The following is a 10,274-nucleotide window of genomic DNA, read 5'->3' as shown; positions in this document are numbered from 1 at the left end:
TTATGCCACTTATTTTAGTATCTATCATTTCAGCATTTACAAAATTACAATTAACGAAAAATCTTGGTAAAATTAGTGGTCTTATTATCGGAATTTTAATTCTTACTACAGGAATCGCTGCAGCTGTCGGTATCGCTGCGAGTGCAGGGTTTGATGTATCTGCAACAGGCCTGCAACAAGGTGATGCAGAATCTGCTCGTCTGAAGTTAGTTGAAGAAAGATTCACTTCTATTGAGAAGACAACAATTCCAGATAAATTATTAGAGCTGTTACCTACAAATCCATTTCTTGATTTAACAGGTGCTCGTCCAACTTCAACAATTTCTGTTGTAATATTTGCAGCATTTATCGGTATCGCCTTTATAGGTGTAAAACGAAAATATCCAGAACAAGCAGAGCTATTTAAGAAGATGCTTGATGCTGTATATGCAATTGTAATGCGTATGGTAACATTAATTTTACGTCTTACTCCATACGGCGTATTAGCTCTTATGGCAAAAACAGTTGCTGGTAGCGATATAAATGCTATTTTAAAGCTTGGTAACTTCGTGTTAGCGTCTTACGTAGCACTTATCGTAATGTTCGTTATCCACTTATTATTAATTGCTCTATCTGGTTTAAATCCAATTCAATATTTGAAAAAGGTGTTCCCTGTATTAACATTTGCATTCACATCTCGCTCTAGTGCTGGTGCAATGCCATTAAATATTGAAGCTCAAAAAGAAAAACTTGGTATTTCTGAAGGGATCGCAAACTTCGCAGCATCATTTGGAGTATCTATCGGACAAAACGGTTGCGCAGGTATTTATCCAGCAATGCTTGCAATGATGGTCGCTCCAACTGTAGGAATCGATCCATTACAACCACAATTTATTTTAACTTTAATCGCTGTCGTTGCAATTAGCTCATTCGGTGTTGCCGGAGTTGGTGGCGGTGCAACATTCGCAGCTTTAATCGTACTATCTACAATGAACTTACCAATCGGTATTGTCGCTCTTGTTATCTCGGTTGAGCCATTAATCGATATGGGCCGTACAGCTCTTAACGTAAGTGGGTCTATGACAGCAGGTCTTATTTCTAGTAAATGGCTTGGTGAATTAGATCAAGATACGTACAATCAAGATGATACAAAAACTGGTGAAATTGCTTCATAATGAAAAGGACGCTAACAAAACTGTTAGCGTCCTTTTTTAGTTCTTTCCATCTTCCTCTTTATCTTTTATACATAAGGCATAACATATTGTTTCAAACACTATGTAAATCTCGTTCTTTATACTTCATTTCTATCTCCTTACACATAGAAAAAGAGAATACAATAACATATTCTCTTTTCTCAAATAGATTTCATTATCTCACAGCCCGTCCCTTTTACAAATAACCATTTTGCTCGCACCATGTATGAAATTGTCCTACGTCTACTCCAACTAATACGATATCCTTTAGCTCTATCTCAACACTTTGCTCTCCAATTACGATAGCAAAGCGCGGGCTTTCTTGTTCTTCATTTTTCTTTACAATTCCAATTCGGTTCCGATATGGTCCATCTTTTATATATGCTTTTTGTCCTACAATATCAAAGTTCAAGATCCTCACCTCTTTTATTGCGCTCAAATTGGAAATACGAACTCAACTTCAGAAAATTTCCTTTCCTTGCACTATTTCTCTATATATATGACGAAACAATAAAAGAGTCCTTCCTTCTTTACAATTATTTTTTCTTTGTTTCATTTTTGTGATTGAAACGTAAAGTTTATAATAAAATACACTTGGAAGCGCTTTCTATGTAATTTTTTATGGTATAATGTATAAGTAGAACTTCGTAAAGAGGGTTAAAAAAAATGAATACAAAAATGATAAAAAAAGTAATTGAAGCATTAAAAGTATATGGCTTTCAGGATGTATCATTCTGTGACAAAACGAAGCAATTTTTATTTCATAACGAAATGGATATTATGAGCGGCTATGCAGAAATAACATATAGTAGTCAATTTGAAAAATTCAACGTACAAATTCATCCGATTGAAACACATCACCAAGCAGAGTTACAAGAGGTTGAAAGACATATACAGGCCTGTATAAGAAAAGTGGAATATTTAAACGCACTTCTTAGCGGACAAACAAAACTAGATGACAAAATTATTATAATGTGAAAAAAAGAACGTGATAGCCTCACGTTCTTTTTTCACATTATACGTTCATCTTTTCCTTCAGTTGTAATCCTGTAATGGATTGTAATACATCCATCGCTTCTCCAAATGTCATATCAAAAATTGTCTTATCCTCTATGTGTGGAAACTGTCTAAAACGCTTTTCTAACATTTTCACGGCGTCCGACGTAAAGTTTGCACTATCAATGCCAAATTCTGTTTCAAGAAGAACGATCCAATCTAACACGTGAAAACCTAATCCATTTACGAATGAAATAAGTTTTTCTTCTGGCTGTGAAGATAAGAATACGTATCGTTCCATCTCACTAAAAAGTTCTTCTCCTAAAATATCAGCTAATTCCTCATCATGTTCGCGGTCAATGATTTCTTCATAACCATAATCATCTACAAGCTCCTCAACTTCTTCACTATCTGCAAAAAGTAATTGGCTAAGAAGTGCCTCTTTCTTAAATTCACTATTTTGTACGACTTCTAAAAAGCTCGTTTCCCATCCATTTTCTAATTTCATATTATGTACTCCTTTATATATGTTTCTTATCATCACTGTACCCAAAAGATCACTTTTATAACCTTTTAGGTAGTTACTATTATTTCACATGATTCATAACATAAGATGCAAATTCAGTTGCATCTCCTTCAAAAATATTTATTTCTGGCAAATGATAGAACGTTGTTTGGAGCGGATTTCTTTCATGATATACATATATCTTTTTCTCTAGCGCAATCGCCATTCCAAACTCTGTATGGCTCCCGTTTCCACCATCTAATATAAGCAAAAATATATCCGCTTCTGTAATAGCATTCTTTTCTGCCTGACCAATTTCTCTTAATTGCTCTTGATTCACAGCTCTTTCGTTTCTTGTCCAATCATATGTATGGTGCCATCCTGCATGTTTCAGTTCATTTGCTATAGAACGTACAAGATGTTTATTTTGGAATCCTGAGGCGACATAAAAATTCATTTATATACACTCCTTCATTATGTACGGGAAACTCCTTTTAGCGTTACTTGCTATACACATAATAAAGAACGACTTCAAAAAAAATCCCCATCTTTAAAACTTATTTGCGTTTAAATGATGGGATTCTTCATGCTCTTCTTTTATTTTTTTCTTTTTATAACTTTCATCAGCTAACATTTCTAGTTCAGCTGTTATTTCTGATTTTTCAAGCTCTCTTTCTTGCGAAAATTTCCTTGAAATATAAACAATAACACTACCAACGTACAACACAAAGCATATAATAAGTGCAGTATTTTCATAGAGACTTAGCTCCAACACAGTCACTCCTAATCCATTCGTATTTTCACGCTTCATTAATTGGAATTTCCCTACTAATCCATCTGCTATTGTAACATAAAAATATCAATCCTTGGAATCTTTCATCCTATTAAAAAAGACATGATTGTTTCATCATGCCTCTGAAATATGTTGAATGATTGTTTGAATCGCTTCTTTTCCATTATATTTTTTTAGAGCTGTTTTATACACCTCATTATTTTGATTTAATTCTTCAACATGCTTTATAAGAGATTTTACAGTCACATCTTCTTCATACAAGACGGAAGCATATCCTTGTCTTTCAAAAGACTCTGCATTTAGTATTTGATCTCCACGGCTTGCAAATTTCGATAGCGGAATTAAAACCATCGGTTTTTGCAATGTTAAAAACTCAAAAATGGCATTAGAACCCGCACGTGAAATAACAAAATCTGTTATCGCTAATATGTCTGGCAGCTCTCCATGTATATATTCAAATTGTCTATATCCTTCTTGATTTTGTAAGCTTTCATCAAGATTACCTTTTCCGCAAAGATGAACAATTTGGTACTTTTTCAAAAGTTCTGGTAACGCTTCTCGAACAGTTTCATTAATTTTCTTTGCGCCCAAACTTCCTCCCATAATTGTAATAACTGGATTTTTACGTGAAAAACCTAAAAAAGCTAAACCTTTTTCACGATTTCCCTTTAGCACGTCTTCACGTACAGGAGATCCTGTATAGATTACTTTTTCTTTCGGTAAATGTTTCGCAGCTTCTTCAAATGTAACAAATATTTTCGAAGCAAAACGGAGCGCAATTTTGTTTGCTAGTCCTGGCGTCATATCAGATTCATGTAATAAAACAGGGACTCTATTTAGCCATCCTCCAATTACGACTGGTACAGATACGAAACCACCTTTTGAAAAAATCACATCCGGTTTTAGTTTTCGAATCCTTACATACGCATCCATAACGCCCTTCATTACAAGAAAAGGATCTTTTATATTTTTCAAATCAAAATAACGACGTAGCTTTCCGCTTGCAATACTATAGTACGGAATGCCTTCCTTTTCTATAATCGTTTTCTCAATTCCTTGATGAGAACCAATGTAAGAAATATCCCAATTCTGTTCTTGTAAATGCGGAATAATGGCTAAATTAGGTGTTACATGCCCTGCCGAACCGCCACCTGTAAAGACTATTTTTTTCATACGTCTCCCCCTTCTAGACTATAATACACTAAAATATCTTGCCTCGGGGTGAGAAAATACCATAGCCGTTACAGATGCTTCTGGTTCCATCATAAACCCTTCCGTTAATGAAATACCTATTTCTTCTGGATGAATAAGTCGAAATAACTTTTCTTGATCCGCAAGTTCTGGACATGCTGGATAACCGAAGGACACGCGTATCCCTCTATATTTCGTACGGAAACGTTCTTCCATCGTCAATTCTGGTGAATCTGGAATACCCCAGCGATCACGAATAAGCATATGTGTTTTTTCAGCAAGTCCTTCTGCTAGTTCAAGCGCTAACGATTGAATGGCATGACTGCGTAAATAATCACCTTTCGCCTTCCACTCTTCAGCAATGTCCCGAACGCCTTCTCCAACCGTAACAGATAGGAAAGCAACATAGTCCATCTCATCTCCAATTGGTCGTAAATAATCACCTAAAGTACGATATGGAGCCCTTCCTTGCCTTGGGAATGTGAAACGCTCTATAACACGCGTATGATCTTCTGGATCATATATTACAATGTTTTGTCCGTCACTTTGCGCTGGGAAAAATTGATACACCGCTTTCGGTTTTAACCAAGATTGTCCTTCCTGCAATAATTCATCTATTAAATCATTTAATTCATGTGCTCTTTTATCTCCCTCTCGCAAAAGCTTCTTCACGCTTCCTTTTAATCCAAGGTGATGTCCAAGTAGCATTTGTCTATTCAAAAATGGTGCGAGATGAAGGGCGGGAACATCTCGTAATACAATTCGCTTTGTTGAATCAGGCACTATAACCTCTGCCTTCGCTAATGGCTCAATCACTGCTGGAATTTCTACTTTTTTCTCCTCTTTTTTTACGATATGAAGATGACGTTCTTTTTTATCTTGTTTCATCTTCTCACGCTCTTCTTCTTTTTGAAGCTTATTAATAATATCAAGACCAGTCATCGCATCACTCGCATAACATACAAGTCCTTTATAGGATGGTGAAATACGATTATCTGTAAATTTTCTCGTTAACGCTGCCCCGCCTACAACAATTGGAATATCAATATTTGCTGCTTTTAAATCTTCAGCAGTGGTTACCATTTGTTGCGCTGATTTTACTAATAAACCAGAAAGACCAATAATATCAGGCTTCTTTTCTTGTACTTCTTGCACAATTCGATCCGAACGAACATTGATTCCTAAATTAATAATCTCATATCCGTTATTCGATAGAATAATTTCAACGAGGTTTTTCCCAATATCATGGACGTCACCTTTAACAGTCGCTAATAATACTTTCCCTTTTTTCGCACTATCGCTAGATTCCATATGTGGCTCTAAATAGCTTACGGCAGCTTTCATACTTTCAGCACTTTGCAATACTTCAGCAACGATAAGCTCATTATTATTAAATAATCGTCCTACCTCATCCATTCCTGTCATAAGTGGGCCATTAATAATATCCAAAGGTTTTCTTCCTTCTGTAAGTGCGAGGCTTAAATCTTCGTGTAACCCTTGTTTCGTCCCTTCTACAATATAATTTGCTAGCCTTTCATCAAGCGTTAATGTTTCTTGGATAACAGCATCTTTCTTTTTTGCCACGCGATAGAAATTTGTAAATTCTTCTAACGTCTCTTGCGTCGTTTCAAAAAGCAATGCATCAGCAAGACGTTTTTCTTCTTCAGGAATTGACGCATACCGTTCTAATTTTTCCGTATTCACAATCGCGTAATCTAATCCTGCTTTCGTTGCATGATATAAAAAGACAGAATTTAATACTTCGCGTCCAGCTGGTGGTAAACCAAATGATATGTTACTTACACCTAAAATCGTTAAACACTCTGGTAATGCTTCTTTAATAAGGCGAATTCCTTCTATCGTCGCTGCCGCCGATCCAATATATTCTTCATCGCCTGTACCTACTGGAAATACAAGTGCATCAAAAATAATATCTGACGGGCGTATACCATATTTCTTCGTCAATAACTCATAGCTTCTTTTCGCAATTTCGAGTTTTCTTTCCGCACTTACTGCCATACCGTCTTCATCTATTGTTCCTACAACAATAGCGGCACCATATTTCTGAAGAAGCGGTGTCACTTTTTTAAATCGTTCTTCTCCATCTTCTAAATTAATTGAATTAATAACAGCTTTTCCTTGAATATAAGTAAGAGCTCGCTCCATCACATTTTCATCTGTTGAGTCAATCATAATCGGTACTTTTAATACTTTCGTAACTTCCGCCAAGAAGTTTTCCATATCTTCTATTTCATCCCGGTCCGGGTCTGCCATACAAATATCAATAATATGAGCATTCTTCTTCACTTGCGCTCTTGCGACTTCAGCAGCCTCTTCAAATTTCCCTTCTGCTACTAATCGTTTAAATTTACGTGATCCAATAACGTTTGTTCTTTCCCCAACAAATAGAGGTCTCATAGAGTCATCATATTGCAGTGCCTCTAATCCACTCACCCCGTGTCCAGCTCTTTCATGGTGTTCACGCGGCTTAAGAGAAGCTAACGCGGATTTCATCGCTTTTATATGTTCTGGTGTTGTGCCACAACAACCACCAATAATATTAACCCATCCTTCTTCAGCAAATCGCTTCACTTTTTCAGCGAGAGAAGATGGAGATTCATGATAATGTCCATCTTCATCAGGAAGACCTGCATTTGGATAACAAGAAATGTAACACTCCGACAAATCAGATAGTGAGCGAATATGGTCTCTCATAAACTCCGGACCAGTCGCACAGTTTAACCCAACAGATAATGGCTTCATATGTTCTATTGATAAGTAAAAAGCCTCAATTGTTTGCCCAGCCAGAGTCGTTCCCATCGGTTCAATTGTTCCCGAAATCATAATAGGTACAATTTTATTTAGTTCGTCAAAAGCTGCTTGAATTCCAATATAAGCAGCCTTCACGTTACGCATATCTTGACTCGTCTCAACGAGTAATACATCAACTTCTCCCTTCAATAATCCTCTGGCCTGCCGTGTATAGGCTTCAATTAATTCTTCAAACGTCACACCACCAGTAACACTAATTGCTTTCGTTGTCGGCCCCATTGCTCCCGCAACATATACTTCCTTCCCACTTTCGTTGACCGCTTGCTTCGCTAAACGTGCTGCCTTCTTATTTAGTTCCTCGTCTAAATGAGACAACTCATAATCACTTAATACAATATTTGTCGCCCCAAATGTATTTGTTTCAATAATATCCGCGCCAGCTTCAATATAAGCTTTATGAATCTTTAAAATGACATCAGGCCTTGTTTCTACTAAATATTCATTACAACCTTCGTACTCTTCTCCTCCGAAATCTTCCGCAGTTAAGTCCTCTTGCTGGATCATTGTTCCCATTGCACCATCTAATAGTAAGATGTTATTTTGTAATTTTTCTTCTATACATTTCATCAGTTAATACCTTCTTTCACTTCTTGCTTTTCTCTCACATATTTAACAAGGTGTTCTGTAATTTCATATTTTAGAAACGGTGTAATAAGATAAATGCCGTTAAAATATTTCATAGCCGCATCGATCAATTCTTGTGAAATGCGAATCCCTTCCTCAATTGCTGCCTCTTTCGTTTCATGTCCATCCATTCTTTCCCTTATCTCTTCAGGTAGAGTAATACCCGGCACCTCAAAATTAAGGAAATCTGCATTCCTTTTACTTATTAATGGCATAATCCCAATGAAAAGAGGTTGTTCCAAATGCTTTGTCGCTTCATACACTTCTTCAATTAACGCGATATCGTAAATTGGCTGAGTTAAAAAATATTCCGCTCCAGCTTCTATTTTCCGTTCCATTCGCTTAACCGCTGCTTTTAAATGTCTTACATGCGGATTAAACGCACCTCCCACTGAAAACCGTGTTGCTGGACCTATTGATTTCCCTAAAATCGAGCGCCCATCGTTCATTTCTTTAATCATTTTAATGAGCTCAATAGAGGACAAATCATATACAGAAGTGGCACCTGGAAAATCACCGACGCGTGCTGGATCACCAGTTAAAGCTAACACTTCTTCCATACCTAACGCTGATAAGCCTAGTAAATGAGATTGTAGTCCGATGACGTTATGGTCTCTACACGTTAAGTGAGTCAATACCGGAATATCGTGCTTCGTTAATAATGCCCCCATTGCCATATTCGAAATGCGAGGAGATGCTAATGAATTATCTGCTAGAGTAATAGCATCTGCTCCAGCTCTTTTCAATGCTCTTGCGCCTTCAAAAAATCGCTGCGTATCTAACGTTTTCGGTGGATCTAATTCCACTACTACTGTCGTTTGTTTTTTTGCTTTCTCTGCTAAAGTGACATGGGCTTTTGAACGTTTCTCATGTGTATGAACTACTTTTGGTCTTTGAATCGTATCCTTTTCTATTACAGGCGGAACATTTAAAGTAGCACGTTTCATACTTTCAATATGTTCTGGAGTCGTGCCACAACAACCACCCAATAACCGAATACCTTGCTCAATAAATTTCGGTGTCATCGCTTCGAAATAAGCTGGACTTCCCTCATATACGTAACGTCCCTCCACATAATTTGGGAGACCTGCATTTGGATATGCTGACAAGTAACCATTTTTCGGAATCGATATCATTTTAAAAGCTTCCGTCATATGAAGCGGCCCTAGTTGGCAGTTCAATCCAACAACATTTGCACCGTAATCTAAAAGCTGTTTTAATATTTCATTTACATCATTTCCATTTTGAGTCGTACCCGCCTCATGTAACGCCAATTGCGCTACAATTGGAATATTCGTTTCTTTTCGTAACACCTGAACAGCATGAAGCAATTCAAACTCATCATAAAAAGTCTCTAATAGCAGTCCATCAACCTGTTCTTCTAATAATGCACTTGCCTGTTCCAGTAACATAAATTCTCGCTCCATATCAGTTGTCGTAACTGCTCCGATATGTTTCATACCACCAATTGTCCCTAAAATGGCATTTCTGTCTGTAACAGATGCTTTCGCCAGTTTTACTGCCGCTCTATTAATTTCAGTAACTTGATTTTCTAATCCATACATACGTAATTTCGCTTCATTTGCTCCGTACGTATTTGTTTGAATCACATCTGCCCCAGCAGCTACATATTGCTTATGAATCGATATAATTAAATCTGGATCAGATATATTCAATTCTTCAAAACTACTTTGCAAACCATGTGAATGTAATAACGTCCCAACCGCACCATCACCTATTACAATTCCTTTTGATAATAAATCTAGTAATTTCACAAATCTCCCTCATTTCTATCAATATAAAAACCCCCTCTTCACTTTGAAGAGGGGGACATAATCGTTCCTCCTCTTATTATGCAAAACATTCGTTTTGCAGGTATTAGCACCGTTTCAAACATTTCGTTTGAAGGTTGCCGGGTTTCACAGGGCCTTTCCCTCCACCGCTCTCAATAAGAGTTGTCTTTATTATTTTATTTATGTAGCTAAAAGGAAATACGTTCCCCTTTTAACAATGTTTGTTAATTTTTTAATAAATTTAGCACGCACAAATACAAAAGTCAATGACACTTGCGGAAAAATAAAAATTATTTAAAATAAAGTTGCAATTCAATTATCTTTTGTTGTAAAGTTAAAACCATAATAAAATTTCATACGAACATTCT

Annotated in this window: 9 protein-coding genes and 1 riboswitch; of the genes, 2 read left to right on the top strand and 7 right to left on the bottom strand. The window is 36.6% G+C overall.

The window, feature by feature from the left end:
- Window positions 1-1,154: L-cystine transporter (locus KI369_RS23270; RefSeq protein WP_154162496.1), on the top strand; the 1,154-nt coding region annotated here is incomplete at its 5' end.
- A 214-nt stretch (window positions 1,155-1,368) separates the two neighbouring features.
- Here the strand turns inward: KI369_RS23270 and KI369_RS23265 are convergent.
- Window positions 1,369-1,584: a DUF3912 family protein gene (locus tag KI369_RS23265; RefSeq protein WP_212957551.1), complete on the bottom strand. Its 216-nt coding sequence runs from the start codon at window positions 1,582-1,584 to the stop codon at window positions 1,369-1,371.
- 254 nt (window positions 1,585-1,838) lie between these two features.
- On the opposite strand from KI369_RS23265, the gene KI369_RS23260 reads away from it, so the two are divergent.
- On the top strand, window positions 1,839-2,150 hold the full coding sequence (locus KI369_RS23260; RefSeq protein ID WP_166701809.1) for a hypothetical protein: 312 nt from the start codon (window positions 1,839-1,841) through the stop codon (window positions 2,148-2,150).
- A 37-nt stretch (window positions 2,151-2,187) separates the two neighbouring features.
- On the opposite strand, the gene KI369_RS23255 is transcribed toward KI369_RS23260, so the two are convergent.
- From KI369_RS23255 to KI369_RS23230, 6 genes are all read right to left on the bottom strand, one after another.
- A complete protein-coding gene (locus KI369_RS23255) occupies window positions 2,188-2,676 on the bottom strand; it encodes a hypothetical protein (protein ID WP_212957550.1) in 489 nt (162 codons plus the stop codon).
- 79 nt (window positions 2,677-2,755) lie between these two features.
- Complete coding sequence (locus KI369_RS23250) at window positions 2,756-3,130, bottom strand: nucleoside 2-deoxyribosyltransferase (RefSeq protein ID WP_212957549.1); 375 nt, start codon at window positions 3,128-3,130, stop codon at window positions 2,756-2,758.
- A gap of 93 nt (window positions 3,131-3,223) precedes the next feature.
- Window positions 3,224-3,484, bottom strand: coding sequence for a DUF3966 domain-containing protein (locus KI369_RS23245; protein ID WP_000817963.1), 261 nt, complete (start codon window positions 3,482-3,484; stop codon window positions 3,224-3,226).
- A 96-nt stretch (window positions 3,485-3,580) separates the two neighbouring features.
- Window positions 3,581-4,639, bottom strand: a complete 1,059-nt coding sequence (murG, locus tag KI369_RS23240) for an undecaprenyldiphospho-muramoylpentapeptide beta-N-acetylglucosaminyltransferase (protein ID WP_212957548.1) — start codon at window positions 4,637-4,639, stop codon at window positions 3,581-3,583.
- 18 nt (window positions 4,640-4,657) lie between these two features.
- Window positions 4,658-8,056, bottom strand: a complete 3,399-nt coding sequence (gene metH / locus KI369_RS23235; protein WP_212957547.1) for a methionine synthase — start codon at window positions 8,054-8,056, stop codon at window positions 4,658-4,660.
- A complete protein-coding gene (locus tag KI369_RS23230) occupies window positions 8,056-9,888 on the bottom strand; it encodes a bifunctional homocysteine S-methyltransferase/methylenetetrahydrofolate reductase (RefSeq protein WP_212957546.1) in 1,833 nt (610 codons plus the stop codon). Before KI369_RS23230 ends, metH begins: the two co-directional genes overlap by 1 nt.
- A gap of 70 nt (window positions 9,889-9,958) precedes the next feature.
- Window positions 9,959-10,068: riboswitch (SAM riboswitch) on the bottom strand.
- Window positions 10,069-10,274: the final 206 nt, after the last annotated feature.

The organism is Bacillus sanguinis (assembly GCF_018332475.1).
Lineage (GTDB): Bacteria > Bacillota > Bacilli > Bacillales > Bacillaceae_G > Bacillus_A > Bacillus_A sanguinis.
Note: the sequence above shows the minus strand (reverse complement) of the source record. Positions and strands in the feature narration are given on the sequence as shown.